Annotated in this window: 27 protein-coding genes; 17 read left to right on the forward strand and 10 right to left on the reverse strand. The window is 42.3% G+C overall.

Annotated elements, in window-relative coordinates; genetic code table 11:
* Window positions 1–7 precede the first annotated feature (7 nt).
* Together GLIP_RS13135 and cyaY are read right to left on the reverse strand one after the other, a co-directional pair.
* Window positions 8–679, reverse strand: a complete 672-nt coding sequence (locus tag GLIP_RS13135; RefSeq protein ID WP_008845130.1) for an alpha/beta hydrolase — start codon at window positions 677–679, stop codon at window positions 8–10.
* A 23-nt stretch (window positions 680–702) separates the two neighbouring features.
* Window positions 703–1017, reverse strand: a complete 315-nt coding sequence (gene cyaY / locus GLIP_RS13140) for an iron donor protein CyaY (protein WP_008845131.1) — start codon at window positions 1015–1017, stop codon at window positions 703–705.
* An 80-nt stretch (window positions 1018–1097) separates the two neighbouring features.
* Here cyaY and gmk point away from each other — a divergent pair, with 80 nt between their 5' ends.
* The 5 genes from gmk to trmH all read left to right on the forward strand — a co-directional run bounded on the left by gmk (window position 1098) and on the right by trmH (window position 5461).
* Entirely contained in the window at window positions 1098–1742 is a 645-nt protein-coding gene (gene gmk / locus GLIP_RS13145) for a guanylate kinase (RefSeq protein WP_008845132.1), read from the forward strand.
* 107 nt (window positions 1743–1849) lie between these two features.
* Entirely contained in the window at window positions 1850–2119 is a 270-nt protein-coding gene (gene rpoZ, locus GLIP_RS13150) for a DNA-directed RNA polymerase subunit omega (protein WP_008845133.1), read from the forward strand.
* Window positions 2120–2228: 109 nt separating this feature from the next.
* The gene (gene spoT / locus GLIP_RS13155; protein WP_008845134.1) at window positions 2229–4346 is read left to right on the forward strand and encodes a bifunctional GTP diphosphokinase/guanosine-3',5'-bis pyrophosphate 3'-pyrophosphohydrolase; all 2118 of its coding nucleotides are present in this window, start codon (window positions 2229–2231) and stop codon (window positions 4344–4346) included.
* A 12-nt stretch (window positions 4347–4358) separates the two neighbouring features.
* Entirely contained in the window at window positions 4359–4745 is a 387-nt protein-coding gene (locus GLIP_RS13160; RefSeq protein ID WP_008845135.1) for a RidA family protein, read from the forward strand.
* A gap of 29 nt (window positions 4746–4774) precedes the next feature.
* Window positions 4775–5461: a tRNA (guanosine(18)-2'-O)-methyltransferase TrmH gene (trmH, locus tag GLIP_RS13165; RefSeq protein WP_008845136.1), complete on the forward strand. Its 687-nt coding sequence runs from the start codon at window positions 4775–4777 to the stop codon at window positions 5459–5461.
* A 32-nt stretch (window positions 5462–5493) separates the two neighbouring features.
* Here the strand turns inward: trmH and GLIP_RS13170 are convergent, their stop codons facing one another.
* Window positions 5494–5736: a hypothetical protein gene (locus GLIP_RS13170; protein WP_040522934.1), complete on the reverse strand. Its 243-nt coding sequence runs from the start codon at window positions 5734–5736 to the stop codon at window positions 5494–5496.
* Window positions 5737–5759: 23 nt separating this feature from the next.
* Window positions 5760–5948, reverse strand: coding sequence for a hypothetical protein (locus tag GLIP_RS13175; protein WP_040522935.1), 189 nt, complete (start codon window positions 5946–5948; stop codon window positions 5760–5762).
* Between the two features lie 283 nt (window positions 5949–6231).
* Here GLIP_RS13175 and GLIP_RS13180 point away from each other — a divergent pair, with 283 nt between their 5' ends.
* A complete protein-coding gene (locus GLIP_RS13180; protein WP_008845137.1) occupies window positions 6232–6861 on the forward strand; it encodes a peroxiredoxin-like family protein in 630 nt (209 codons plus the stop codon).
* A 56-nt stretch (window positions 6862–6917) separates the two neighbouring features.
* Here GLIP_RS13180 and GLIP_RS13185 read toward each other — a convergent pair whose 3' ends face one another.
* Window positions 6918–8240 carry a mechanosensitive ion channel family protein gene (locus tag GLIP_RS13185; protein WP_008845138.1) on the reverse strand — a complete coding sequence of 441 codons (1323 nt, stop codon included), beginning with the start codon at window positions 8238–8240 and terminating at the stop codon, window positions 6918–6920.
* A 197-nt stretch (window positions 8241–8437) separates the two neighbouring features.
* Between GLIP_RS13185 and recG the strand changes: the two genes are divergently transcribed.
* Genes recG through GLIP_RS13200 form a run of 3 tightly spaced genes read left to right on the forward strand, consistent with a single transcriptional unit; the run spans window position 8438 to window position 11761 of the window.
* A complete protein-coding gene (gene recG, locus GLIP_RS13190) occupies window positions 8438–10513 on the forward strand; it encodes an ATP-dependent DNA helicase RecG (protein ID WP_008845139.1) in 2076 nt (691 codons plus the stop codon).
* Window positions 10506–11270, forward strand: coding sequence for a class I SAM-dependent methyltransferase (locus GLIP_RS13195; protein WP_008845140.1), 765 nt, complete (start codon window positions 10506–10508; stop codon window positions 11268–11270). Before recG ends, GLIP_RS13195 begins: the two co-directional genes overlap by 8 nt.
* Before the next feature lie 17 nt (window positions 11271–11287).
* Window positions 11288–11761 carry a peroxiredoxin gene (locus GLIP_RS13200; protein WP_008845141.1) on the forward strand — a complete coding sequence of 158 codons (474 nt, stop codon included), beginning with the start codon at window positions 11288–11290 and terminating at the stop codon, window positions 11759–11761.
* 37 nt (window positions 11762–11798) lie between these two features.
* Here the strand turns inward: GLIP_RS13200 and GLIP_RS21935 are convergent, their stop codons facing one another.
* Window positions 11799–12113, reverse strand: coding sequence for a hypothetical protein (locus tag GLIP_RS21935; RefSeq protein ID WP_153886337.1), 315 nt, complete (start codon window positions 12111–12113; stop codon window positions 11799–11801).
* Between the two features lie 30 nt (window positions 12114–12143).
* Here GLIP_RS21935 and GLIP_RS13205 point away from each other — a divergent pair, with 30 nt between their 5' ends.
* The 7 genes from GLIP_RS13205 (at window position 12144) to GLIP_RS13240 (ending at window position 22094) form a co-directional block, all read left to right on the forward strand.
* Window positions 12144–13325, forward strand: a complete 1182-nt coding sequence (locus tag GLIP_RS13205) for a BaiN/RdsA family NAD(P)/FAD-dependent oxidoreductase (protein ID WP_008845142.1) — start codon at window positions 12144–12146, stop codon at window positions 13323–13325.
* Window positions 13326–13370: 45 nt separating this feature from the next.
* A complete protein-coding gene (locus tag GLIP_RS13210; protein WP_008845143.1) occupies window positions 13371–13646 on the forward strand; it encodes an alkaline phosphatase family protein in 276 nt (91 codons plus the stop codon).
* A 401-nt stretch (window positions 13647–14047) separates the two neighbouring features.
* A complete protein-coding gene (locus GLIP_RS13220) occupies window positions 14048–14794 on the forward strand; it encodes an SDR family NAD(P)-dependent oxidoreductase (RefSeq protein WP_008845144.1) in 747 nt (248 codons plus the stop codon).
* A 418-nt stretch (window positions 14795–15212) separates the two neighbouring features.
* On the forward strand, window positions 15213–17513 hold the full coding sequence (locus tag GLIP_RS13225) for a polysaccharide lyase 6 family protein (RefSeq protein ID WP_008845145.1): 2301 nt from the start codon (window positions 15213–15215) through the stop codon (window positions 17511–17513).
* Window positions 17510–19702, forward strand: coding sequence for a heparinase II/III domain-containing protein (locus tag GLIP_RS13230; RefSeq protein ID WP_008845146.1), 2193 nt, complete (start codon window positions 17510–17512; stop codon window positions 19700–19702). Before GLIP_RS13225 ends, GLIP_RS13230 begins: the two co-directional genes overlap by 4 nt.
* Before the next feature lie 83 nt (window positions 19703–19785).
* Complete coding sequence (locus GLIP_RS13235) at window positions 19786–21081, forward strand: MFS transporter (protein ID WP_008845147.1); 1296 nt, start codon at window positions 19786–19788, stop codon at window positions 21079–21081.
* A gap of 26 nt (window positions 21082–21107) precedes the next feature.
* Window positions 21108–22094 (forward strand): polysaccharide lyase family 7 protein, encoded by a 987-nt coding sequence (locus GLIP_RS13240; RefSeq protein ID WP_008845148.1) that lies wholly within the window; start codon window positions 21108–21110, stop codon window positions 22092–22094.
* Window positions 22095–22103: 9 nt separating this feature from the next.
* Here the strand turns inward: GLIP_RS13240 and GLIP_RS21940 are convergent, their stop codons facing one another.
* The 4 genes from GLIP_RS21940 to GLIP_RS13255 form a co-directional block, all read right to left on the reverse strand.
* Window positions 22104–22382 (reverse strand): hypothetical protein, encoded by a 279-nt coding sequence (locus GLIP_RS21940; RefSeq protein ID WP_153886338.1) that lies wholly within the window; start codon window positions 22380–22382, stop codon window positions 22104–22106.
* Between the two features lie 112 nt (window positions 22383–22494).
* Window positions 22495–23955, reverse strand: coding sequence for a polysaccharide lyase family 7 protein (locus GLIP_RS13245; protein ID WP_008845149.1), 1461 nt, complete (start codon window positions 23953–23955; stop codon window positions 22495–22497).
* Window positions 23956–24264: 309 nt separating this feature from the next.
* Window positions 24265–25257, reverse strand: a complete 993-nt coding sequence (locus tag GLIP_RS13250) for a sugar kinase (protein ID WP_008845151.1) — start codon at window positions 25255–25257, stop codon at window positions 24265–24267.
* A gap of 26 nt (window positions 25258–25283) precedes the next feature.
* Window positions 25284–25619 (reverse strand): cupin domain-containing protein, encoded by a 336-nt coding sequence (locus GLIP_RS13255; protein WP_008845152.1) that lies wholly within the window; start codon window positions 25617–25619, stop codon window positions 25284–25286.
* A gap of 275 nt (window positions 25620–25894) precedes the next feature.
* Here GLIP_RS13255 and GLIP_RS13260 point away from each other — a divergent pair, with 275 nt between their 5' ends.
* Window positions 25895–26626: a FadR/GntR family transcriptional regulator gene (locus tag GLIP_RS13260; protein ID WP_008845153.1), complete on the forward strand. Its 732-nt coding sequence runs from the start codon at window positions 25895–25897 to the stop codon at window positions 26624–26626.
* Window positions 26627–26660 lie beyond the last annotated feature (34 nt).

Below are 26660 nucleotides of genomic sequence, written 5' to 3' on the forward strand. Positions count from 1 at the left end.
TTAAAAATCAACCTAAACGCTCTTGCAACCATTCAGAAATATCGCGAATTTCCTGAACACAAACATTATGTTGCATAGGGTATTCTTTCCATTTCACTGGATAACCGATGTCTTCTAAAACCTTAAACGCAGAATGTCCTAAAAATAGCGGGACTACTTCATCTTGTTGGCCATGTGCACATAATATCTCAGTATTTTTATTCGCGTCATGAGCTTGCGAGGCTAACTTTTCGGGTTCACACATGTAAGTTGACAACGCCATAATACCCGCAAGCTTTTCTGGGTATCGGGTACCTAAATGCAATGCAATTACACCGCCTTGAGAAAATCCAGCTAACACGATGCGATCTGCCGGAATACCTTTGGCTTTTTCAGCTTCTATTAAATCAGCCACTTTATCAGCGGAATCAAGCACGCCATCCACATCTGCACGATTGTTAAAATCCATGGTTTTGATATCGTACCAAGCGCGCATTGGCATACCGTTGTTAATAGTAACAGGTCTTACTGGAGCATGAGGAAATACAAAGCGCACCGCCATGCTGCTTGGCAACTTTAGTTCAGGCACTATCGGCGCAAAACCATTACCTGAATCACCCAATCCGTGCATCCATATGACCACGGCATTATGGGGTTTGGTTGGATTTACTTCAACATATGGCAAGATCTGTTCTGTCATGGAGCTGATTCCTTTCGTTTCAATTAAGATAATTTTACGGGTTGTTCTGCTTGTTTACTTGCGGCTTCATCGATAAATGACCAAAACTCAACACCTGTGCGTTCGTCAATCCACACGTCTTGCTGAAAATTAAAGTGATGACCATTATATTTAGTGGCAACCCAAAGTTGATGCAAAGGCGCTTGTTTGTTGAGAATGATTTTTGACTTATTCGGGAACTCTAAAGTGAGTATTCCTTCTGCTGATTCGTAATCGATATCCACTTCACACACGTCCAATGCTTCTTCTAGCTGCATAAATACGTCTTCTACAAGTTGATGATACTGGCTGTCATTCATAATGTGATCTGCTAATTAGGTAATAAGTCAGAATATGTTAACATTGCAGAAAATTCGCGACAGTTATTTTATAAAAATTTATGGCACAAGCTCCTGGTAATTTATTCATTTTGGCCGCTCCTTCTGGTGCGGGTAAGTCAAGCCTAATCAATGCGTTGTTGGAACGCCACAGTGAATCCAATATGCATAGCAATAAAATGCAAGTGTCGGTGTCACACACCACCCGTGCGCCAAGGCCTGGGGAAGTTAATGGTGAGCACTATCATTTCGTTTCCAGAGAAGAATTTGAAAAGCTGATTGAACAACAGGTTTTTTTTGAATGGGCTGAAGTATTTGGTAATTATTACGGTACATCGCGCGTTGTTATCGAAAAAACCTTAAAAGAAGGAACTGATATTTTCTTGGATATTGACTGGCAAGGTGCTCGTCAAGTTAAGGCGCAGATTCCGGATACTGCTACAGTATTTGTTGCTCCGCCATCCAGAGATGAGTTGTTTAGACGTTTAACCCAGCGCAAACAAGACTCTGATGAGGTAATTGAAAAACGCATGCATGAAGCAGTGTCCGAGATTTCCCATTACCATGAGTTTGACTTCATTGTTGTGAACGATGATTTTGATTCCGCTTTAAATGAGTTAGACGCGATAGTAAGTGCTCGCAGACTAAGAAAAGAGAAGCAAGTAATACGTCATGCAAACTTATTTGCCAATTTACTTGGAAAATAAACTGCCTATTGATCGTGAAAGATCTTTTCATCAGGCCAATAAAAACGTAAACTACTCGACCTTTTTTTGAACACCTTTAGACAATACCGACCACCACGGAGAAAATTATGGCTCGTGTAACAGTAGAAGATGCCGTAGACAAGATTGGCAATCGTTTCGATTTAGTTTTAGTTGCAGCTAAGCGTGCACGTCAGATTGCTATCGAAGGCAAAGATGCACATGTTCCTATGGGAAATGACAAAGCCACGGTTATCGCGCTTCGTGAAATTGAAGAAGGTTTTGTTGATGCTTCAACTATCGCAGCAGAAGCAATTCGTGATCAACAAGACGAAGATCAAGCTGAATTTGCTTCAGTTGCAAACATCCTTTCTGAGTAAAATTTAGGCCATCCTGAGCTCTTCTGAGCTCAGGATAAACTTATCGGCTGACAAGCACAGAAAATCCCCGTATTCTTAACCACCAAGTTAAGCAAAAGCAATTTGTTACGTGTATTTATTCGAAGGCCTTAAACACAAGTTAAGCGATTACCTGCCGCCCGATTCTGTCGAGGCTATTCAGGCTGCTTACGTTTTGGCTAAAGACGCCCATGACGGACAAATGCGATCCAGTGGTGATCCTTACATCACTCATCCTGTCGCTGTGGCAGGTATCCTCGCCGATATGCATCTAGATGAGGAAACGATTAAATCAGCATTACTGCATGATGTTATCGAAGATACACACTATTCAAAAGATGATTTGGTTCGAGAATTTGGAGAAACGGTCGGCGATTTGGTCGAAGGTGTCTCCAAACTAGATAAGATTCAGTTCAGCTCAAAGCAAGAAGCGCAGGCAGAAAATTTTCGAAAGATGATGATGGCGATGGTGCAGGATATTCGTGTCATTCTCATCAAATTAGCCGACAGAACGCACAATATGCGCACCCTTGGTTCGTTGCGTCCAGATAAGCGTCGCAGAATTGCCCGCGAAACATTAGAAATATACGCACCTATTGCTCATCGTCTTGGTATTCATGATATTAAAAACGAGCTCGAAGATTTAGGTTTTCAAGCTATGTATCCGATGCGACATAGAGCGCTCTCAGCAGCAGTGAAACAAGCTCGTGGCAACCGCAAAGAAATTATCGAAAACACCCGTGAAGAAGTAGAAACTCGCCTAAAAGCAAATGGCTTGAATGGACAGGTTGTGGGTCGTGAAAAACATTTGTATTCCATTTACCGAAAAATGAAGAACAAAGAACTGTTGTTCAACGAAGTGATGGATATTTACGCATTTCGCGTCATCGTTGATTCTGTGGATAGCTGTTATCGTGCTTTGGGCGCTATGCATGGATTATACAAGCCTATCGAAGGGCGTTTTAAAGACTATGTGGCAATCCCGCGCACCAATGGTTATCAATCGTTACATACATCGTTAATTGGTCCCCATGGTATCCCGGTAGAGATTCAAATTCGTACCGCTGAAATGGACCAAATGGCTGACAAAGGTGTCGCAGCGCATTGGATCTATAAAGACGATGGCGAAACACAGCAGGGTACAACTGCTCAGGTCAGGGCGCGTAAATGGATGCAGTCGTTATTGGAATTGCAACAAAGTGCGAGTTCATCTTTTGAATTTATTGAAAACGTAAAAACCGATCTTTTTCCAGAAGAAATATACGTATTCACCCCCGATGGCAGAATTATCGAATTACCAATGGGCGCTACCCCCGTCGATTTTGCTTATGCAGTACATACTGACGTAGGTAACTCTTGTGTTGGCGTACGTGTAGAGCGACGTAACTACTCACTCAATAAACCGCTGCAAAATGGACAATCTGTAGAGATCATTACGTCACCAAGAGCAAAACCAAATGCAAATTGGCTGAATTTCGTGGTCAGTGCACGAGCGCGTTCGAATATACGCCATTACCTAAAGCGTCAACAATCCGAAGAAGCCATCAGTATGGGAAATCGTCTGTTACGTCATGCCTTAGGCGCGAGAAAATTAGACGATATTCCGCAGGCAGATAGAGATCGTGTCGTGGCAGAAACCAAACACAATTCGTTCGATGAATTATTGTCAGATATCGGTTTGGGTAATGAATTGAGTGCAATTGTTGCACGTCGATTATTAGGTGAATCTGAAGAGTTGCCGGATAAAAGTCACAATGTTGCTATTCGCGGCACGGAGGGACTATTAGTAACCTATCCAAAGTGTTGTTACCCCATTCCTGATGATGAAATTATCGCTATTTTAAGCCCAGGAAGAGGGATGGTCATCCATCAAGTGGGTTGTAGCAATATTCGTAAGTTAAGTAAGGAAGAGCCGCAGCGTGTATTGCCCATGAATTGGGATAGTAAAGCACAAGGTGAATTTAAAGCATCGGTACGAATTGAATTGATTAATCACCAAGGCACCTTGGCGACATTAACCAACGCTGTAGCGTCATGTGATTCCAATATAATTGGTCTTCAAACCGAAGAGAAAGAAAGCAATGTCTACTATATTGATATTGAATTAACTACTAAAAATCGTGTACATCTGGCAAAGGTAATGCGCAAAATACGTTCGATGCCAGAGGTGCAAAAAGTCTCACGTCATAGTCAAATTCGACACAACTAAGGTAAAAAAATTATGTCAAAGTCCGTTATTCATACTGACCGGGCCCCACAAGCTATTGGTACATATAGCCAGGCCGTTAAATCAGGCACGACTGTGTATTTGTCAGGTCAGATCCCATTGGTTCCAGAAACCATGGAAATGGTTTCAGATGACTTTAAAGCACAAGCGATTCAGGTGTTTGAAAATGTGACGGCAGTGTGTGAAGCCGCTGGTGGTAATACACACGACTTGGTCAAAGTGAATATTTTCCTAACTGATTTATCTAATTTCGCCACAGTGAATGAAATTATGAGCCAGTACTTTAAACAACCTTATCCTGCGCGCGCTGCAATAGGCGTGAAAGAACTTCCTAAAGGTGCACAAATCGAAATTGATGGCATTATGGAATTGCCCGAGTGAGTGTGAACTTTCAGCACTAGGAGTTTCAGGTGTCACCAGAGCGTTATCAAAAAATTCGGGCAATTCTGAGTAAACGACAGCCCAGTTTGACTGTGTGCTTAGAACAGGTTCATAAGCCACACAATGTTTCCGCAGTGGTTAGAAGCTGTGATGCTGTGGGCATTCACAAAGTGCATGCTGTTTGGGATGATAAAACCAAAGGCTTGCGCGGTGGAACGGCCATGGGAAGCCAAAACTGGGTATACGTCGAGAACCACGACAGCATTGAAGATGCGATTGGTCACCTAAAAAACCAAAAGATGCAGGTGTTGGTAACGCACCTTTCAGACAGCGCAGTAGATTTTCGCGACGTCGATTATTCTAAGCCAACGGCGATAATTTTAGGACAAGAAAAACATGGTGCTACCCAAGAAGCGATCGATTTAGCGGATCAAGAGATAGTTATTCCAATGGTAGGAATGGTCCAATCGCTAAACGTGAGTGTGGCTGCAGCCCTTGTTTTATATGAAGCGCAAAGACAACGCACCATCGCGGGTATGTATGATGTGCAGCAATTAGCCGAATCAGATTGTCAAAAAACGTTATTTGAAGGGGGATATCCCCAATTTCGTCGCGTTTGTGACGAAAAAAACCTTCCCTATCCCCACATCAACGAAGAAGGCAAAATTGTCGCCGACGATGATTGGTGGCGAGCATTGCAATTCAATGATCTGTAGTACGGGCTGTAGTGCGGGCTGTAGTGCGGGCTTCAGCCCGTAGCAAGTAGAAAACCCAAACACCCCCATGGGATAAATCCCATGCTACATTCTGTGGAGGTCCCAACAACTCCATGGGATAAATCCCATGCTACATTCTTTGGAGGTCCCAACACCTCCATGAGATTCACCTGTAGTGCGGGCTTTAGCCCGTAGCAAGTAGCAAGTAGAAATTTCCAAATACCCTCATGGAATAAATCCCATGCTACATACCGTGGAGGTCCCAACAACTCCATGGAATTCACCTGTAGTGCGGGCTTTAGCCCGTAGAAAGTAGAAATTTCCAAAAAACCCATGGGATAAATCCCATGCTACATTCCGTGGAGGTCCCAACAACTCCATGGGATTCACCTGTAGCGCGGGCTTTAGCCCGTAGCATATAGAAATTTCCAAACAACCCATGGGATAAATCCCATGCTACATTCCATGGAGGTCCCAACAACTCCATGGGATTCACCTGTAGTACGGGCTTTAGCCCGTAGCAAGTAGAAATTTCCAAACAACCCATGGGATAAATCCCATGCTACATTCCGTGGGATCCAAAGATCTCCGTGGGATTCACCTGTAGTACGGGCTTTAGCCCGTAGAAAGTAGGAAATCCAAACATCTTCATTGGATAAATTCCATGCTTCATTTTCAAAAATAACTTGTTAGGGCGTTAAAAATATTTTGAAATGTATTCCGCTATTCTAAGGTCTAGGTTGCTACTCACTATTTAAATGGAAACTACTATGCGTATTGTCAAAATTTTAGGAATTTGTATAACTCTTTTATCGGTAAATGCTTTTGCTTTAGATCGCACAACTATTGCTGAATCAGCAGAGGACGTTACGCCATTGTTAAATGGTCAAAATATACCTTCTGCTACACTGCGCACAGCGACGGGTGCTCCCGTGAGCCTACAAGCAATGATTATGCAGAAGCCTTCGATTATTCTGTTCTATCGGGGAGGGTGGTGCCCGTATTGTAGTCGTCAATTAGCCGAGTTAAAGGATATTGAGCAAGAACTTATCGATTTGGGTTATCAAGTATTAGCAATCTCTCCAGAATCTCCAAGTCGCTTGCAAGAGCAAAAATTAGAGACTGAATTTGCGGTACAGCTATTGTCAGATGAAAGCTTGGACGCCATTAAAGGCTTTGGAATCGGTTTTTACGTGCCAATGGAAACGAAAAATACCTATAAATCGAAATGGAACATTCAATTAACCGACGAAGCCGGAAGTGATCGAGCCGTTTTACCAGCTCCTTCGATATTTATTACTGACAAAACTGGGTTAATTAAATTTAATTATGTGAACCCTAATTTTAAAGTAAGACCTTCTGCAGAACTATTGCTACAAGCAGCCAAACTCAGTTTGTAGTAACGCGCAATTATCAAAGCAGTGCAATGTTTGGGCACTGCTTTGATGTTTCAAATCTATTTAGGGGTCGTAACGCTTAACGATTCTTCGTTTAAAATACGTACTTCGCGCTGCGGGAATGGAATCTCGATACCATTTTCTCTTAAGGTTTCAAAAATAATCAGCATTAAGTCGCCACCGACGCGATTCTTACCATCATCAATGCCTTCCATCCAAAACTCCACGAACATGTTAACGCCAGAGTCGCCGAAACTATCTATCTCACAGTCAGGACGTTCCTCAAAAGGCACATCCTCACCACTTATTACCGAAGGATGTTCAGCGACCGCTTCTTTGATAAATTCTACCATCGTACGGATATCAGTGGCGTAAGGTACCGAAAAATCAACACGATACCTCTGTTTAGGATCTTTATGTGTCCAGTTGATCATTAAGTTGGAAATGAACTTTTCGTTCGGAACCAAAATATCTTTGCCGTCGTAGGTTTCTAGTACCGTGTAACGCATTCTAAATTCGCGTACAAACCCCTTACTACCATCGTCCATCTCAACAAAATCGCCGACGGTTAACGAGCGATCGAGTAAGATGATAATGCCGGAAATAAAGTTCGACGCGATGGACTGTAAGCCTAGCCCCAAACCAACGCCTACGGCCCCACCAAATACTGCCAAAGCAGTGAGGTTAATCCCCATAACGTTAAGTAGCAGTAGAGCGATAATACAAAATACGGCCACTTCAAAGAGTTTTGAAAATACCTCTCTGGTACGTATGTCGATAGACTCTTGTTTGCGGATGATATCTTTACCGAAACTATTAGAAGCACGTCCAAGCCAAAATAAAACCGCACCAAATATAATTACCCTGACTACGCCATAAGCCGTGATATTGACGTTGCCCAAATTCAACGACACTTCTTCTAAGGCCGAAATCACAATAGGAAGATTGCCCGTTAAATGCAGCAGCAGTATGGGTAAACCTACCCAAAGAAACAATTTAGCTGCTATCGCGTTTACGACAAATACACGGATCATGGAATAATAAAACAACAGCACCGCAATGGTTAAAGCCGTGTGTAAAAGCCAAACTGAAAAACCGGCATTTTGACCCGCCTCAATAATAATTTTGAGGGTGAATAATGCGATCAGAGGATAAACTAAGTAGCCAACGCGATACGCAAGTTTGCGCATAGGATGAGCGCTTTCTGATGGTTCGTAATGAGTTACACCAATGGCATTGCGGATTTTTCGAGCTAACCAGAATGCGACTAAGTAGACAAATAAAACAATGGCCAATTGACCGTAGGTATTTGGATTAGTGATTGCACTTTGAATTAGCAGCCAAAGTTTATTAACGTGGGTAAAGATAGGATCTAAGTTCATAAAAACGTACGTCGTTGAATTTCTATTGCTAACTATGAACTAATACGTGCATTTCGTATAGTCAGTTGATGGCATAAATTGCTTTACCAAAAATAGCGCTTACATCGAGATTACACAATATCGCATTAAGAATAGTTGTAATCTGTCCAATGTCGGGCAAAATAACATGTCGTTACGTTCTGAATTAATAGGCTTAAATGCAGTCTCTGGCAATAACAAAATTGACCGAGTTAAAAGGTGTAGGAAGCAAAGTTGCTGAAAAGCTCGAAAAAATCGGGCTGGTTACCGTTCAGGACATGCTTTTCCATTTGCCTCTTCGTTACGAGGATCGTACTCGAATTTATCCCATCGGTGATTTACAACCTTTTTTGCATACAAGTGTTGAAGCCGAAGTGATGTCCTGTGATGTGCAGTTTGGTCGCAAACGCATGCTTGTGGTGCGGGTAAGTGATAAAACAGGCACGCTTACATTGCGTTTTTTCCACTTTTCAGCCGCTCAGAAAAATAGTTTGGAAAAAGGCACAATCATCAAGGCGTTTGGTGAAGTACGTGCGGGCAAGTTTGGCTTGGAAATGATGCACCCCGAGTACAAGGTGAAACGCGAAGAGTCAGTTAGTGAGCTTGAAGAATCGTTGACACCAGTTTACCCAACCACTGAAGGCGTAAAGCAGATTACCCTGCGTAATCTAAGTGAGCAGGCGCTAACTAAATTAAAGCAAGGTGGTCTGGCAGATTTGATGCCAGAAAACTTATATCCCACTCAAATTAGCCTTGCAGACGCTCTCACTTTAGTTCATCGACCACCTCCAGATGTTGCTTTGAGTCTACTGGAAGAAGGAAAGCATCCAGCCCAACAACGTCTAATTATCGAAGAGCTGTTAGCTCATCATCTCAGCGTTTTAAAAGTGAGACAGCAAAGTAAGCGCCAACAAACCTATTCTATCAATGCGGCCACAGACCTCATTGAACAATTTCTCGCGACTTTGCCATTTACACCCACTGGCGCGCAACTTCGGGTGGTCAAGGATATTCAACAGGATATGCAACAAGACTCACCGATGATGCGTCTGGTACAGGGCGATGTTGGCTCTGGAAAAACCTTAGTGGCTGCAATGGCGGCAATATCCGCTATCGGAGCTGGGTTTCAGGTTGTAATGATGGCTCCAACGGAGTTATTAGCAGAACAACATGCCAGTAACTTCAGTCAATGGCTGACACCTTTAAATATTCAAGTAGGTTGGCTTGCTGGAAAGTTAAAAGGCAAAGCCAGAGATGCAGTCCTTAGCAATCTAAAAAGCGGTCAAATTGACATGCTGGTAGGAACTCATGCGGTATTTCAGGATGCCGTGGAGTATCACAAACTGGCTTTAGTGATTGTGGATGAGCAGCATAGATTTGGCGTTCACCAACGTTTAGCGTTGCGCGAAAAAGGCGAGCAACAAGGTGCGTTTCCACATCAATTAATTATGACAGCCACACCCATTCCGCGCACGTTAGCAATGACGGCATATGCAGATTTAGATACTTCAATTATCGATGAACTACCACCAGGTCGCACCCCTATAACCACAGTTGTTTTGCCCGATTCTCGCAGAGGTGAGGTAATTGAACGGGTCAGGAATGCTGCGGTCAATCAACAGCGCCAAACTTACTGGGTATGTACCTTGATTGACGAGTCAGAAGTGTTGCAATGCCAAGCAGCAGAAGACACTGCTATTGCACTACGTACTGCGTTGCCAGAGCTTAGTGTAGGCTTAGTTCATGGTCGTTTGAAATCACAAGAAAAACAACTCATCATGGATCAGTTCAAACAAGGTGAGCTAGACTTATTGGTAGCAACTACGGTCATTGAGGTTGGAGTAGATGTACCAAATGCAAGTTTAATGATTATTGAAAATCCAGAACGTCTTGGCTTAGCGCAACTCCATCAACTTCGCGGACGAGTAGGGCGAGGCTCAGTAGAAAGCCATTGTGTACTCATGTATCAAAGCCCATTATCTAAGACAGCCAGTAAACGATTGCGTGTTTTGCGTGAATCTCATGATGGTTTTTATATTGCCCAACAAGATTTGGAAATTCGCGGTCCCGGTGAACTATTAGGCACGAAGCAAACCGGATTAGCAGATTTGCGAATAGCGGATTTAATCAGAGATGCAGAGTTGATTCCACAAGTGCAAGACATCGCGTCACACATGTGGCAGCACTTTCCGGCAAAGTCGCAAGCAATTATTAATCGCTGGTTAGGGTATAAAGAGCGTTACGGTCATGCTTAAATTAATTTTAACTGAGCCAACTAATCCGGAACTCCAACAGCAAGCCAATGCGCTTCAAGAAAAGTGGGGTTTTGAGATTGACAATCAACTAAGTTCTGGCTTAGCGTTGGTTCTAGATTGTGAATATTTATCGTTAAAACAATTAGATGAACCGAAATTAGGTGGAGTATTTGTTGATTTTGCTTCAGATGCGCTGACCTTTAGACGTCAACAAACGAGTGTTAAAAAAGAATCAATTGCGAAGGCAGTAGGCATTAAAGGGCAATTTTTACCTAGAATATTGGATGCTACGGCAGGTTTAGGAAGAGATGCTTTCGTCTTGGCAAGTTTTGGCTGTCATGTGGATATGATTGAGCGCTCAAAAGAAATTGCAGCTCTGTTGGAAGATGGATTAAAGCGTGCAGCTTTACATCCATTGTTAGGTCATTGGTTACCTCAACAGACAGCGCTTTTTCATGGGGCAGCAAGTAATCTGCTTGCCAATTGGCAGAGCACTAAACCTGATGTTGTATATTTGGATCCGATGTTTCCGCATCGTAAAAAATCAGCATTGGTTAAAAAAGAAATGCGCCTATTTCAAGCATTTTTAGGCGCTGATAATGATGCGGATGACTTATTGGGACCTGCATTGAACTTAGCTGGGCAGCGAGTCGTAGTAAAAAGACCAGATTCCGCGCCTTTTCTAAACGGTAAAAATCCAGATATGTCTATTAACGGTAAAAAGCTTCGTTTCGATGTCTATTTTACCAATTTATAATGTTACAGGAGAGTACGATGATCAGTACAAACAGTAAATTGCCTGAAGCTATATTGACTGCCAGAATAAACGGAAAAATGGAAACATTGACAACTACTCAGCTATTTGAAGATAAAAAAGTAGTACTTTTTGCAGTGCCAGGTGCGTTTACGCCTACTTGTTCAGAAGCACATTTGCCAGGCTTTGTCGCGCTTGCAGACCAAATTAAAGCCAAAGGCATTGATAGCATTATTTGCCTATCAGTGAATGACGCTTTTGTGATGGACGCATGGGGAAAACAACATAATGCTGACGGAATTTTGATGTTAGCTGATGGTGACGCTAGTTTCACCTGTGCAATTGGGATGAATATCGATACGGGTTCATTCGGTGGTGACCGTTCCGTTAGATATAGCATGTTTGTAGATGACGGTGTGGTTAAAATCGTGAACAAAGAAGAGCCAGGCACCTTTGAAGTCAGTGACGCTCAAACCATGTTAGACGCATTATAGAGCCCAACACGAGTAAAAGTAGTACGGGCTTAAGCCCTTAGAAAAAATGACGGAAAGATTCCAAGTTACCTGTAGTGCGGGCTTTAGCCCGGAACAAACGTTGAACAATTCCATGGGATAAATCCCATGCTACAGGTGGTGATATATCTGTAGTGCGGGCTTTAGCCCGGAGCAAACGTTGAGCAGTTCCATGGGATAAATCCCATGCTACAGGTGGTGATATATCTGTAGTGCGGGCTTTAGCCCGGAGCAAACGTTGAACAATTCCATGGGATAAATCCCATGCTACAGGTGGTGATATACCTGTAGTGCGGGCTTTAGCCCGTAGAAACCGCACAATGAAACGATGCAACAATTCCCTTGTTAAAAACGGAACAAAAATTTGAAACAATATGATGTGATTGTGATCGGTGCTGGCGCTGCTGGTCTTTTTTGCGCAGCCGAAGCAGCAAAACGCGGTCGCAAAGTGCAAGTACTCGATCACGCCAAACGTTTAGGTGGCAAAATTTTAATGTCTGGCGGTGGTCGTTGTAACTTCACGAACATGTATGCCAGCCCTGAAAATTTTCTTTCAGATAACCCACATTATTGTAAATCTGCGCTAAGTCGATACACCCAATGGGATTTTATCGGTTTGGTCGCCGAATATGGCATCGCTTACCATGAAAAGACATTGGGCCAACTTTTTTGTGATAACTCCGCCAAAGATATCCTAAACCTACTTCTAAAAGAATGTGAAAAAGCCGGTGCAGCGATAACCAGCCAATGCGAAATTATCGACATCGATAAAGTCTCCTCAGGTTACACCCTGCAAACCAATAAAGGCGAATATCAATGCGAATCTTTGGTTGTGGCCACGGGTGGTTTATCAATACCCAAGTTGGGAGCCTCACCGTTTGGCTACAAAATAGCTGAACAATTTGGTCTAACTATAAAACCCACTCGAGCAGGATTAGTGCCTTTCACACTTCACGAGCATGACAAAACCGTATTAGCAGAGTTAAGCGGTATATCTTTGGACGCTAGAGCAAGCTGCAATAACACGAGCTTCAATGAGAATATCTTGTTTACACACAGAGGTTTAAGCGGTCCTGCGGTGTTGCAAATATCGTCTTTTTGGCAACCGGGTGAACATGTGGAGTTTGACCTATTCCCCAATGGTGATTTGCTCGAAGAATTGACGCAAAGCCAACAGCAATCACCAGACAGCTTGTTAGCGACGGCGTTATCTAAACACTTTCCCAAACGCTATGTTCAGACGGCGCTACCCTATTTAGGACTCGATAATAAACCCCTCAAACAATTCCAAGGTAAACAGCTTGAACAGGTTTCCACAGCCTTCCATCAATGGCAATTAAAACCCAACGGTACCGAAGGATATAGAACTGCCGAGGTGACATTGGGAGGCGTTGATACCAATCAACTGTCCTCGAAAACCATGATGGCCAAAGATGTCGAACGCCTATTTTTCATTGGCGAAGTGGTAGATGTTACTGGTTGGCTCGGAGGCTACAACTTCCAATGGGCCTGGAGTAGCGCATGGGTTGCTGGACAAAATGTATAGTGTGAAACGGTTGATATTTTTCCAACTTTGGTAGAACTAACGGGAATGTCAGAGCCAAAACATGCACACGGGAGATCACTACTTGAATACATTAACGATAGTGATAAACAAGGTCATGAAGCTTATGCCTATCGCCAGCAAAACCAGACTTTACGCATGGGGAATTTTAGGTTAACCCGTTTTAGTAACAAAGGACATGTACTGTACGAACTTTCTAGTAATGAACAAGAAACAAAAAATGTTGCATCAGAACATCCAGAAGTAGTCGAAAAAATGTTGAAAATACTAGACTCAAAGATGGCACTTAACGACACGTTTTAACTCTACTTAGCTGGGATTTAGCAGAGACGGGAAGTTAATTAAATGATTAAATTTCGACAACTTTATTGTTTTTATTGAAGATAACATCTGTCACTGCGCCCCTCTGCGCTTAAACTTTTTAAACGATTACCTCTATCAATTCACGTTTATCTGCCTCTTAATTTCACTAGCGAGGTAAAAAAGGAACATAAATATCAGCGTGTTTTTTTGGTAATTATTTTTGGTAATAGACTCTTTATTTTATTGGTTGACAATGAGTTTTGTGTTGGTTACCGTAAATCTTTAGTTACTACGGCAGCCGCGTTTGTTCCCTTTTTGGTATTCGACATAGCGAATTTGACATTGAAAAGGGCACAGATACCAGCTGATAAACAACAACGAGTACTTTTGGAGAATAAACAATGTCAATGACAGATAAAGTAGCTATTGTAGCTGGTGGCGGTAGAGATATTGGAGCTGCGTGTGCAGTAGAATTAGCAGCGCGAGGTGCTAGTGTTCTACTTACTTACCATGCAAGTGCAGCTACAGCAGAACAAACCGTTGCAAAAATTCAAGCTGCGGGCGGCAAAGCCAAAGCAATTCAAGCGGATCTAACTGAGCAAAGCGGTATCGATAAAACGGTAAATGCAGCGCTTTCCGAATATGGTGCAATTGATTGTTTGGTGCATGTGTCTGGCGGTCTAGTGGAGCGTAAAAAGATTGTTGAGATGGACCTAGCCCATTGGAAAAAAGTACTGGATGTTAACTTAACCTCTTTGTTTTTAATGTCGCAAGCAGTTATCCCGCACATGAAGCCGGGTAGTACGATTGTTACTTTCTCTTCACAAGCCGCACGCGATGGTGGTGGCGGTGGCGCTATACCTTACGCTACATCTAAAGGAGCGGTATCTACATTCACTCGTGGTCTAGCTAAAGAATTGGGACCAAACATTCGGGTTAACTCGGTATGTCCAGGCATGATTTCCACAGGTTTCCATGACACCTTTACGCCAGATGCGGTTCGTACCAATGTTGCCGGTGCAACCTGTATTAAACGCGAAGGAACTTCAGAAGAAGTGGCTAAATTGGTTGGCTTTTTAGCCGACGATGAATCATCTTATATGACAGGTAACAACGTCGATATTAATGGTGGTCTTCTATTCTCGTAGCGCAATCGTGCGCTTAAAGTTTGACTACAAATTGCTGCAAACCAATACAGTTGTGTAGATAACTTTTAAACGCGCAAATATTTATAATGAGGGTCTCTTTCTGAGAGGCCCTTTTTTTCAACAAATATTATCCCCGTCAAAACAAGTGCTTATGTTTTGGTATGACCAAAGAATCCACTATTGGTAATAATAAATGTTAATGTTCGGTTGACACAATGTTGTTGAATTGGTTACATTGTCACACCGTTATTGATTGTTTAATTGGTTTTTGGCTAAAAAAACCTTATTGATGCACAAGTTTTCATATCGGTCATTAATATATCATGTGTGGTTTTATGCATGATAGCCAACCAGGGCTCATTCCAGTAACAGAGATTGAGCTCTACTTATTTTTTATTAAGGAATTAGGTAGTGTTGTATGTTTGCTAAAAATTTTTCTTTTCCCCTAGTAGTTGCAGTCAGTCTCGTACTAGCGGGCTGTAATGCACCTTCCAACACCACTGAAAATACCACCAAAGCTAGCAGCAAACCGCTTGCTCTAAATGAAATATTAATCACCAGCCAAGATCAATTTCTAACCCAATCAGCCTCGTTAAAGGCCGGTGACACCTTAGTTTTAGCTGACGGACAGTGGAAAGATTTTGAAATACTGTTTAAAGGTCAAGGAACAGCAGATAAACCCATCACCCTAAAAGCCCAAACCAAAGGTAAAGTCATATTGACTGGCTTATCCAACCTGCGTTTATCTGGTGAGTATTTAGTTGTTGAAGGGCTTGTATTTAAAGACGGATATAGCCCAACAGGTGAAGTCATATCATTTAGAGAAGATGACGAAAATCTAGCAAACAATTCTAGAGTGACAGAAGTCGTGATTGATGGCTTTAGTAACACAGACAAATTTAATTCAGACAAATGGGTCGTGCTTTATGGAAAAAATAATCGCTTCGATCACAACCATTTAGAGGGTAAGAACAACGCTGGTGTTACTATGGCTGTTAGACTCAACTCGGAAGCGAGCCAAGAGAATCATCACCGCATTGACCACAACTATTTTGGACCTCGTCCTATCCTTGGTTCAAACGGCGGTGAAACACTGCGCATCGGTACCAGCAAATATTCCCTAAGTGATTCATTTACTATTGTTGAAAATAATTATTTTGAGCGCTGCAATGGTGAAGTGGAAATCATTTCTAATAAATCAGGTAAAAATCAGTTCTTAAACAATGTGTTCTTTGAGAGTCGCGGCACCCTGACTTTGCGTCACGGCAATGGCAACCTAGTCGAAGGTAACGTTTTCTTCGGTAATGGAAAAGACCACACTGGCGGCATTCGTGTTATCAATGCTGACCAGACTATTCGTTATAACTATATGGAAGGCTTAACCGGCATTCGTTTCGGTGGCGGCTTCACGATCCTAAATGGTGTTCCTAACTCTCGAATCAATCGCTACCATCAGGTTAAAAATAGTAAAATTGAAAATAACACTATCATTAACGTTGATAATATAAATTTGGCAGCAGGAAGTGATAGCGAACGTACCGCAGTTCCAATCGACAGTAGTTTTTCAAATAACTTAGTGTTTAATGCAGGCGACCAAAACCCATTCAAAATTTTTGACGATGTGTCAGGTATTTCGTTTGCGAACAATCTAACCAATATCGACACTCAGCAAGAGATAGCCCCAGGCTTTTCGCAAACGTCTAATGATTTAGTACGTGGTGAGAATGGTTTACTGCAAAGTGCTAGTGCACAACAAGCAAATGTTGGCGCTCCTGCAACGTTAAACCCTATATCTAAAGAGCAAACAGGTGTTAGTTGGTATCCAAAAGCATCTCCAAGCGTTGAATTTGATTCAGGCGATGTTGTTAAGGTGTCATCAGCGGCGCAGTTAACAGATGCAGTTGCCAATGCGACTGCGGGTTCTGTTATTTTACTTCAACCTGGTGATTACTCGCTTAATAAGCAACTACAAGTTAAAACAGTGGTTACTATTAAGGCAGCTGAACCTCGCTCGGTTACTTTGTATCCGATGCGCTCGCTGACCTTTGAAATTGAAGATGGTGGTAGTTTAAAACTAGACGGTCTAAATATTTCTGGCAGCAAATCGCCAGATAGCGCGGGTAACGTATTGATTCGCAATACCAAATTACCAACCTTGTTTAACTATCAATTACACATCAATGATACGCAAATAACAGATCTAAACGTGAATCACTCAGCACACGTCATTGACTCTGGTTATCGTGCAATGGCTGATCACATATTGATCACCGATAGCACATTTGAAAATATCACGGGCGACGTTTTACGCTTAGATAAAGAGCAAGATGACTTGGGTATTTACAATGCTGAATATGTCACTATCAAAAATTCTACGTTCTCCAATATTGAAGGCGCTGTAGCTAAAATTTATCGAGGCGGCACAGATGAGAGTACTTTTGGCCCACATTTCAGAATGTCCAATAGTGAAATCAGCAATGTGGGTGGCGGCAAGCGTAATAAGACAGAATCGTCTATATTCCTATTAGGTGTGCAACAAACTTTGTTGCAAGACAATCAGTTTAACCAGAGCAAAGTTGTGACGATTGATCACACTGTGGGCGAGCCTAGAACGCAAATTCTAGACAATACATTTATTGCTACGCCCATGCCTAAAGTAACTGAGACTTATGCCAAAGGACCGTCAACCGCTGTGGTGAAAGGAAATAATTCAAAATGAAAATAACGCATATTATTTTAGCATTGGTATCTTTCGCGACCTTCGATTGCACAGCTAACAATTTGCTAGAAACAGAACAGCAAGTCGATGCAATGCAAGCAGCGGCGAATAGCTCAGGTTCTTTTGCTCGCGAATTTCAACGCCGCAAAGCGCAAGTCGATTTGGCAATGGCTGAAAAGATTAATGTTCCTCTTCCAGCTGATGCTGGAGGTGGGTATACACACGAAGTACATAAAAGAAACTATGCAATGATGCGCGATGCGGGTCGTTTGTATATGATCACGCAGGACAAAAAATACGCTAATTTAGTACGTGATATTTTGTTCGAATATGCCGATATGTATCCAACTTTGCCTTTACACCCTAAGCAAAAAGAACAGTCGCCAGGCAAGCTGTTTTGGCAGAGCTTAAACGAAGCTATGTGGTTGGTTTACAGCATTCAAGGTTATGATTCGGTTAAGTCTGCATTAACCCAAAAAGAACGTGAGCGTATTGAAAACGGCGTGTTTATTCCAATGGCTACTTATTTGTCGGATGAATCACCAGAAACCTTCGACAAAATCCACAATCACGGTACTTGGGCGGTTGCAGCCGTGGGTATGACTGGTTACGTTATCGATAAGCCTGAATGGGTTGAGAAATCATTGTACGGATTAGACAAATCAGGTAAAGGTGGCTTTATGCGCCAACTTGACGAGTTGTTTTCTCCAGAAGGCTATTACAACGAAGGGCCTTATTATCAGCGTTTTGCCTTGTTGCCTTTTGCATTATTTGCCAAAGCTATCGACGTTAACGATCCAGACCGCAACATCTTTGAATACCGCGACGGTATATTGTTAAAAGCAATTACCACAACAATTGAATTAAGTTACGACGGTTTATTTTTCGGCATTAACGATGCGATTAAAGACAAAGGCATCGACACAATGGAACTTGTTCACGGCGTTACCATTGCGTACAACAAAACCGGCGAAAAGGGTCTGTTAACAATCGCCAAAGAACAGAATCAAATATTATTAACCGGTGATGGTTTAGAAGTAGCGAACGCTCTTGATGAAGGTTTGGCAAAACCTTATCCGTTTGTTTCTAAAGTTTATGGTGACGGCATAAAAGGTGATGAAGGTGCTCTAGTTGTCATGCGTCAAAATCAAGCGGCTGACCACCAAACCTTGGTATTCAAAGCAACCTCGCAGGGGTTAGGACATGGTCACTTCGACAAATTAAATTGGCTGTTTTTTAACGATGGTGAAGAAGTGGTGTATGACTATGGCGCAGCACGTTTTCTAAACATTGAAGCGAAATATGGCGGTCACTACTTATTTGAAAATGATGCATACGCAAAACAAACTATCGCTCACAATACTTTAATTGTAGACGAAACCACTCACTTTAAAGGCAATACTAAAGTAGGTAATCAGCGTCATCCTGAAGTGCTTTTCTCCGAATTTGATGAACAGATGCAAATTTCATCGGCAATAATGAAAGATGCTTATGATGATGTTGTATTTAGTCGTACCCAAGCTTTAGTAAATAGTGATGAAGGTCACGTGTTTATTATCGATATTCTTGATGTCGAAACAGAAGGAAAACATCAACTTGACTTGCCGGTGCATTTTAACGGTCAATTCATCGAATCAAGTGTAGCGTTTACCGGCAAAAACAAATCGCAAAGTGCGTTAGGCGAAAAAAATGGCTACCAATACCTTTGGCTGCAAGCTCAAGGGAAAGTGACTGACAATTTAGCCAAAGTAACTTGGTTAAATAAAAATACCTTTTATACCCACAGTACTGTTATCAACTCGTCGAATAAACAACTTGATCAAGAACTGTTGATGGTACGAATAGGCGCAAATGACCCGAACTTTAATCTAATTGCTAAACAAGCATTGATTAACCGCGTTAACACAGCTGGAAACGTTCAATTTTTGAATATGTTAGAAGTGCACGGTGAGTATAATGGCAGTCGTGAGTATACAATCGATAGTGGTAGCCAACTGAGCAGCTTAGAAAATGTCAGTTCGCAATCTAATGATGACGCCATCACGTTGATAAAAGCGACGTTTGAAACAGGTGTGACTTATTTGTTAGCGATTGCAAAAGACGCAACTGACAAAAATGCCAAAACAGCATTCATGTATTCTGACAAAGAGTATGTAATTCAGGGTAATGCCCAACTATTTCGTCTTTAACTAAGGTTCTATCAGTTTACGAGCAATCGTAGTGAGTAACTAAAAGAATAAAACTAAACGCATCAGGTATAGGTAAACAAAACATGAAGAATTTAAGATGGTGGGTAATTGCGCTCGTTGCCTTGGCAACAGTCATTAATTATATCGACAGACAATCTTTAAGTGTACTGTGGCCTTTTATGGGTAAAGAGATTTATCCAGAAAAAAGCGACGCAGAGCTCAAAGAAGTATACGGCATTATCAGTATTGTTTTCCTTTTTGCCTATGCGTTTGGCCAGGCATTATTTGGTAAAATATTCGACTGGGTTGGTACCCGTATCGGCTTCGTGCTTTCTATCGGTATTTGGTCTCTTGCCACCATCTTACATGCATTTGCTCAAGGTATATTAACCTTCAGTATTTTCAGAGCGATATTGGGTTTATCTGAAGCAGGTAACTGGCCTGGTGCGGCAAAAGCGAATGCAGAATGGTTTCCCACTCGCGAAAGAGCGCTAGCTCAGGGGATATTTAATTCCGGTGCAGCTATCGGCGGGATTATTTCAATTCCACTTATCGCTTATTTAGCTTTGTTCTTTAGCTGGCAGGCGATTTTCGTGATTGTTGGTTGTACCGGGTTACTTTGGCTAATTCCTTGGTTAATCGTGGTTAAGTCACCTCCTGGTGATCACCCTTGGATTACCCAAGAAGAAAGAGAATATATTCTTACTGGTCAAAAAAATGAAGTTAAATGCGAAGGTACTAACGCCGTTGCAGAATACACGCCCACTACCGGACAAATGTTATCTCACAAACAAAGCTGGGGCGTAATTATTGCTACAGCTGCAATCGACCCAATTTGGTGGTTGTTTATCGTCTGGATCCCAACTTATTTGGTTGAAGTGTATCAAATGGATGTTAAAGGCTTGGCTATCTATGGTTGGGTTCCTTATGTAGGTGCAATGCTGGGTGCTTGGTTTGGAGGTTTGCTGGCGCAAAACCGTTTAAAAGCAGGTTGGACAGTCAACAAAACACGTAAGTTGGTTATATCACTGGGTTGCTTGATTATGTTGCCTTCATTGTTGTTGTTAGCTAACCCAGGTGGTGAAGTAGCGGCAGTATTGATCATGGCTACAATCTTGTTTGGATTCCAAACATCGATCGGTAATGTGCAAACACTTCCAAGTGATTTGTTTGGTGGTAAATCAGTCGGTTCATTGTCTGGTTTTGCTGGGATGGCGGCTAAATTAGCGGCGGGGATGCTTATTTATGCAGTACCTGCATTAACGGCTGATGGTAACTATTCTATTGTATTTGCAATCGGTGCTGCACTAGCGATTATCGCGATGTTAAGCGTGCTTGTATTGTGTCCGAAAATTGAACCGGTACAAGCCAAGCGTTAATTTGTTAATTTAATAGTGGGGGTACGGTGAAACCTTTTTATAAAGCAATTTCTATTTCGTTGATTGCAGTGGCTGCTTGCGCAGCCCCATACGCTTATAGTGCGGCTGCGGATGAGCAAAGCTCCATTCCTGAATCCCATCGGGCCTTAGCTGATGGCGTGTTATTGGGAAACCCAGAAAAGCTCGACCCCACTAAAAAGCCAAGTGAAAACTTCGAACTGATTGATTGGAGTCTTACGCTACCAACAGACTTGAACAAAGATCTTAAGGCCGACATGATTTATGAAAAGCCTTTAAGTGAAGGTTTTGAGTTAAAGCCACTTTTCTATACTGCGGAAGATGGCGGAATGGTCTTCGCTTGTCCTAATGTTGGAGCCAAAACGTCAAAGAACACCAAATATGCTCGTACTGAACTTCGCGAAATGTTGCGTCGTGGTAATACCCGCGAAAAAACCCAAGGTATTACTGGGAATAACTGGGTGTTTGGTTCAGCACATGGTTCCGTTAAACGCAAAGCCGGAGCAATTGAAGGGAGCTTGGAAGCGACACTGGCAGTCAATCGTGTGTCGACAACAGGTGATGAAAAGATGGTTGGACGCGTTATCATCGGCCAGATCCATGCGACCGACGACGAACCTATTCGTCTTTACTACCGCAAGTTACCCAACAACGAAAAAGGGGCTATCTATTTTGCCCATGAAATCAATGGTGGCGACGATATTTGGATCAACCTCATCGGTAGTCGATCGCACACCTTGGAAAACCCCGAAGACGGCATTGCCTTAAACGAAAAGTTTAGCTACAAAATTAGTGTAGAAAATGATGTGCTTATCGTCACGGTTATACGTGAAGGCAAGCCCAACATCACCAAATCCTACGATATGAGTGAAAGTGGTTATAACAAGAATAACCAATACATGTATTTCAAAGCAGGCGTCTACAACCAAAATAATGGTGGAGAGCCCAAAGATTACGTCCAAGCCACATTTTATCATTTAGATAATCAGCACTAAAACACCTCCTCAAAATACAGGGGCTAAAGCCCCTGCTACCCGTTCTTTTTTAATCTGTAGCATGGGATCTATCCCATGGCATGTTCGGTAATCTGCAGAATGTAGCATGGGATTCATCCCATGGCATGTTCCGTAATCAGTAGGATGTAGCATAGGATTTATCCCATGGCCTGTTCCGTAGTCAGTAGGATGTAGCAAGGGATTCATCCTATGGCATGTTCCGTAATCAGTAGAATGTAGCATGGGATTTATCCCATGGCCTGTTCGGTAATCAGTAGAATGTAGCATGGGATTTATCCCATGGCATGCGTCGATAATCAATGGGCTAAAGCCCATCCTACAGGATGGGGTGTTGGAGTCAGGGGCCAGAGCCCCTGCTACCTATTCAATACCGCTGAACTTATTCGCTGGCGGCGTAACCTGTGTGACTATTTTTGATTTCATAAAATGTGGCTTGGGCATATTCATCGGGATCACTTGAATTATTCAAGTGATAAACCCCCACTTTGAAATACATATATTGCCCGTCTTGATCAAATAGACTTTCACTCATATCGTAGTTGGCAACCACGTCACTTTTGCCTTCTCGACTGATCGTCACAGTAAGCAAATTCACGTTAACACTAATGTGATAACTAAACTTCTCATCCAGCGCGATGCCATCAGCAGGATTGCTCGCGGTATTGCTTCGTGAACCAATCATTTCCACCCATGTCTCGATATTATCGCCGCTACTGTCCTCTACGCGGCTCTCATGCGCAAAATATATTGAACCTAGCTCATTGCCAGGTAATTTACGATAGTAAAGGCGAATAGGCTCATCATCATTGGCATGTATTTGGCCAATTACCAACCGACCTATTTGAAAGTTTTCACCCGTAGTTGTAACGTTATTCACAGCTAATGTAACTCGAAGATCACCATCAACTCCCCCAGCATTAGCTTGTCCTTGAGCTGACGCGCTGCCAAATACCCAGTTATTTTTGTTGACGCCTTGTGTGCTAATCGAGCGATTGCCTCGACGTAACATTTCTCTGAGTTCAACGCGCACATAACTTGTATTCGTAGACGTTTTAAATCCGTAACTCGGAGAGCGCATCACTATACCATCATCAGCCGAAGCGTAGAAAAACTCAGAATTGGTATATCCATTTGCTAAATCCGTTTCAGATATTGAGTCCGAGGTGCCACTATTGTCTTCGTCTGTGGGAACACTCAAATACCAATCAACAAGCTCAATTCCCAACTCATTAGGAAACTTATCAGCGTATTCGCCAGTTGCGTCTTCACAACTGTGTGCGCCTACTTCAACAATACTATTAAAATCGTTTTCACTGTTACCTAAGCCAATAATCTTTATGTAACGAGCCGCCGATTCAGTCAGGTTAACCAGTTCAAATCCGCTATGTCTTCCGCTTGATTCGGCATTGTCTAATACGTTTGTCCATGTGGTTGCATCTTCTGACGTTTCTACAGAAAAATTCGCCACTCTTTCAGCGCCGTTGAACCATTTAATGGTTAACGCACCTACAGTCTTTGTGCTCCCTAAATCGAGCGTAAGAGCCTTATTCGCCCCTTCGCTAGACCATCTAGACAGAGGTGTCGTGTCGTTGTCTATTGCATTGGCAGGTGAAAAACCCGGGTCAAAACTTCCATCATCTGTTGCGGAGACAATTGAATAAACTTCGTTTTCACATTCAAGTGGGCCTGGATCTACAACGACAGGCGGGGGCACTGGGGGCGTCGTGCTGGTTCCGCCACCACCTCCGCCGCATGCAGTTAATGCTGTCAATATGGACACCGCTACAATGCTGCGAGACCAGCGGTTATTGAAACGGTGCAGTGATTGCATTTGATACATGCGAATTTCCTCAAAATGTAAAAATAGTGTGACTAATGAAGTTGGATTATATGTGCAAAAAAAATAATACTCCAACAATAATGTAAGACCAATTTTAAGGTTTTGTTATATTTTTTTGGTTAACCGTGATTGTTGAAAAAATACACGAATTAAATTATGCAGGAATGGATTTACCCATGGTGGGTTTTGATATTCTCGCGGGGCTAAAGCCCCACCTACAGAGGGGATATCGTGTGGGAATCTGAGACAGTATGTATTATGGGATTTATCCCATGGCATGCTTCGATAATCAATGGGCTAAAGCCCATCCTATAGATTGTATGACTTCCAAAAATTGTCAAACAACTCTTTAGGCATGATAGCCCCAGGTGTTTCAATAACTTTACTTGCGGCGGCACTGGCAGCCAATGCGGCTGTTTTGGGCGCAAAACCAGATGCTCGAGCGCCTATGTACACACCATTAAAAGCGTCACCCGCTGATGTGGTGTCTACCACATTATCATTCGGTACTATGGGAACGACTTCTCTACCTTGAGCATTAACAATCAAGACGTTCTTTTCGCCTTGCTTCATCACTAATTCTTGTGGATTGTATTGCATGCACAATTCAATACATTGCTCTACATCGCTTATTCCATAAAGCTTTTGGAAATCATCCACACCGGGCAGAAGAACGTCAGCTAATTGAAACGCTTTTTCTATATTAAGCTTTGCAATCTCTGCTGAGCGCCACAATTGAGGCCGGTAATTAGGATCAAACGCGATGACTACACCAGCTTGCTGCATCTGTTCTAACTTTTGCCAAAACAGTTCTCTTTCTTCATCTAATAAGATCGCAATACTGATGCCTGAAAAGAAAAACATGCCTGAATCGTCTAACGACAATGATTGTTCAGCAGATAACGCAGAAACCATGCGCTTCGCGGCAGAGTCACCGCGCCAGTAGATAAATGAACGCTCACCAAACTCGTCAGTCACTACCATATAACTACCCAGATGGTGAGTAGATATTTGTGGAAGAAACTGCGTGCTAATCTTTTCAGCATGTAACCGAGCCAACAATTCAGAGCTAAGCATGTCGTTGCCAATACAAGACATGAACTCCACATTAATCGCCGGAAATGCTCGTTTTAAATACACACTAGAGTTATACAAGTCACCGGCAAAAGATTTGCCGAGCTGAGTTTCACTCTGGTTGACTAATTCGAGCATGCACTCACCGGCAAACACTAACGGGCCGTTTATCTTAGTGAATATATCAGCAGTAGTGTTCAAAGTGCTGGCGCTTGTTTGTTGTGACATTCATCGTTTCTCTAGTTAAGCAATGCTTATAAAAAATCTTCTCTCAAAGGACTGAATACATCGATAAGTATGCCTTCTTTCTTACAAACCGCACCATGCTCAGCGTTTGGTAACATAAAAAAGCAATCGCCAGTCTTTAACAATTGTTTTTCTTCACCTACTTGCACTTCAAACTCACCACTTTCAATATAAGTAACTTGAGCGTGATGATGCGCGTGGACGTAACCAATTGCACCTTCTTCAAACCATATTTTAGCCATCATGATTTGGTTATTAAAGCCCATTAATTGGCGCTTCATACCATTACCGATATCTTCAATTGGTTGTTTGTAACCGTAAATAAATGCTTCGCTGTGGTTCATGATCGTCTTTCCTCTTTATTTTATGCCGGTATATAAGCAATTTAATCAAATATTGTCAACCATTAATGGGCTTGTGTTGTTACCAATTTAAATTTTATTGGTAATAATTTTTGGGAGGTGTATGCTAGGGCAAATCAAAAAAATGTTAAACAAGTGTAAACATCGCAAATGGTTTATCCAAACAACATGGTTTTATAATCCAAAGTGTAAGTTAAAAGAAACCTAAAAGCGAAATATTGGCACTAAGAAGTTATATTTGCGTAAGAGGTCGAAAGATGAAAAACCGCCGCATGTTTTGGCAAATTGTCGAAAAAATTGAAGCTTTGATCGATTCAGGAAAATATCCCCCCGGAAGTCGACTTCCGCCAGAACGCGAATTGGCTGAAACTTTTAATGTGAGCCGCCCAACTATTAGAGAAGCCATAATCGCTTTAGAAGTGCGACAACGGGTAGATGTTAAAACCAGCTCTGGCGTTTACGTTTTAGAAAATCCTCATACCTCTTCAAAAGATGCCAAAGTAAGTGCATTTGAATTAACCCAAGCAAGAGCATTGGTTGAAGGAGAAGCCGCGGCGCTTGCGGCGATTTCAATCACCGATGATGAATTGGAACAACTAGAAGCAACACTGATTGCAATGGAGAATGGCATTCAACCTGAAAAGGCCGATCGCGAATTCCATCTAATCATCTCGAAAGCCACACGCAACAACGCCATTTCCATGTCAGTAGAAAAATTCTGGCAATTACGGGATTCCGAACCTGAGATCATCAATGTGTATAACAATGTGTGCAATCGCAGCGATGCTGATCGACTGGAAGAACATCGTAAAATCTTTCTGGCGTTAAAAAAGCACGATTCAGCAGAAGCACGACAAGCCATGCACTACCACTTCAATCGCCTGATCAATATTTTATTTGAAATTAGCGAAGCTAGAGCCCTCGAAGAAGTAAGAAAGCAATCAAACCAAACCCGAGATTTGTATTCGTTAAATCATTTGGTTGAATGACCCAATCCAGCGAGCAACCTGTAGCACGGGATTT

It is taken from the genome of Aliiglaciecola lipolytica E3 (assembly GCF_000314975.1).
GTDB classification, from domain to species: domain Bacteria; phylum Pseudomonadota; class Gammaproteobacteria; order Enterobacterales; family Alteromonadaceae; genus Aliiglaciecola; species Aliiglaciecola lipolytica.

Coding starts and splice junctions, on each gene's coding strand:
- GLIP_RS13250 (WP_008845151.1), bottom strand. CDS start 25,257: ATGTCACAACAAACAAGCGCCAGCACTTTGAACACTACTGCTGATATA.
- GLIP_RS13175 (WP_040522935.1), bottom strand. CDS start 5,948: ATGGAGTTGTTGGGACCTCCATGGAATGTAGCATGGGATTTATCCCAT.
- GLIP_RS13195 (WP_008845140.1), top strand. CDS start 10,506: ATGCTTAAATTAATTTTAACTGAGCCAACTAATCCGGAACTCCAACAG.
- GLIP_RS13225 (WP_008845145.1), top strand. CDS start 15,213: ATGTTTGCTAAAAATTTTTCTTTTCCCCTAGTAGTTGCAGTCAGTCTC.
- GLIP_RS13170 (WP_040522934.1), bottom strand. CDS start 5,736: ATGGAGTTGTTGGGACCTCCACGGTATGTAGCATGGGATTTATTCCAT.
- GLIP_RS13200 (WP_008845141.1), top strand. CDS start 11,288: ATGATCAGTACAAACAGTAAATTGCCTGAAGCTATATTGACTGCCAGA.
- GLIP_RS13220 (WP_008845144.1), top strand. CDS start 14,048: ATGTCAATGACAGATAAAGTAGCTATTGTAGCTGGTGGCGGTAGAGAT.
- rpoZ (WP_008845133.1), top strand. CDS start 1,850: ATGGCTCGTGTAACAGTAGAAGATGCCGTAGACAAGATTGGCAATCGT.
- GLIP_RS13255 (WP_008845152.1), bottom strand. CDS start 25,619: ATGAACCACAGCGAAGCATTTATTTACGGTTACAAACAACCAATTGAA.
- gmk (WP_008845132.1), top strand. CDS start 1,098: ATGGCACAAGCTCCTGGTAATTTATTCATTTTGGCCGCTCCTTCTGGT.
- GLIP_RS13210 (WP_008845143.1), top strand. CDS start 13,371: ATGTCAGAGCCAAAACATGCACACGGGAGATCACTACTTGAATACATT.
- cyaY (WP_008845131.1), bottom strand. CDS start 1,017: ATGAATGACAGCCAGTATCATCAACTTGTAGAAGACGTATTTATGCAG.
- GLIP_RS13260 (WP_008845153.1), top strand. CDS start 25,895: ATGAAAAACCGCCGCATGTTTTGGCAAATTGTCGAAAAAATTGAAGCT.
- recG (WP_008845139.1), top strand. CDS start 8,438: ATGCAGTCTCTGGCAATAACAAAATTGACCGAGTTAAAAGGTGTAGGA.
- GLIP_RS13160 (WP_008845135.1), top strand. CDS start 4,359: ATGTCAAAGTCCGTTATTCATACTGACCGGGCCCCACAAGCTATTGGT.
- GLIP_RS21940 (WP_153886338.1), bottom strand. CDS start 22,382: ATGCTACATTCTACTGATTACCGAACAGGCCATGGGATAAATCCCATG.
- GLIP_RS13185 (WP_008845138.1), bottom strand. CDS start 8,240: ATGAACTTAGATCCTATCTTTACCCACGTTAATAAACTTTGGCTGCTA.
- GLIP_RS13135 (WP_008845130.1), bottom strand. CDS start 679: ATGACAGAACAGATCTTGCCATATGTTGAAGTAAATCCAACCAAACCC.
- GLIP_RS13245 (WP_008845149.1), bottom strand. CDS start 23,955: ATGTATCAAATGCAATCACTGCACCGTTTCAATAACCGCTGGTCTCGC.
- GLIP_RS13235 (WP_008845147.1), top strand. CDS start 19,786: ATGAAGAATTTAAGATGGTGGGTAATTGCGCTCGTTGCCTTGGCAACA.
- GLIP_RS13230 (WP_008845146.1), top strand. CDS start 17,510: ATGAAAATAACGCATATTATTTTAGCATTGGTATCTTTCGCGACCTTC.
- GLIP_RS13180 (WP_008845137.1), top strand. CDS start 6,232: ATGCGTATTGTCAAAATTTTAGGAATTTGTATAACTCTTTTATCGGTA.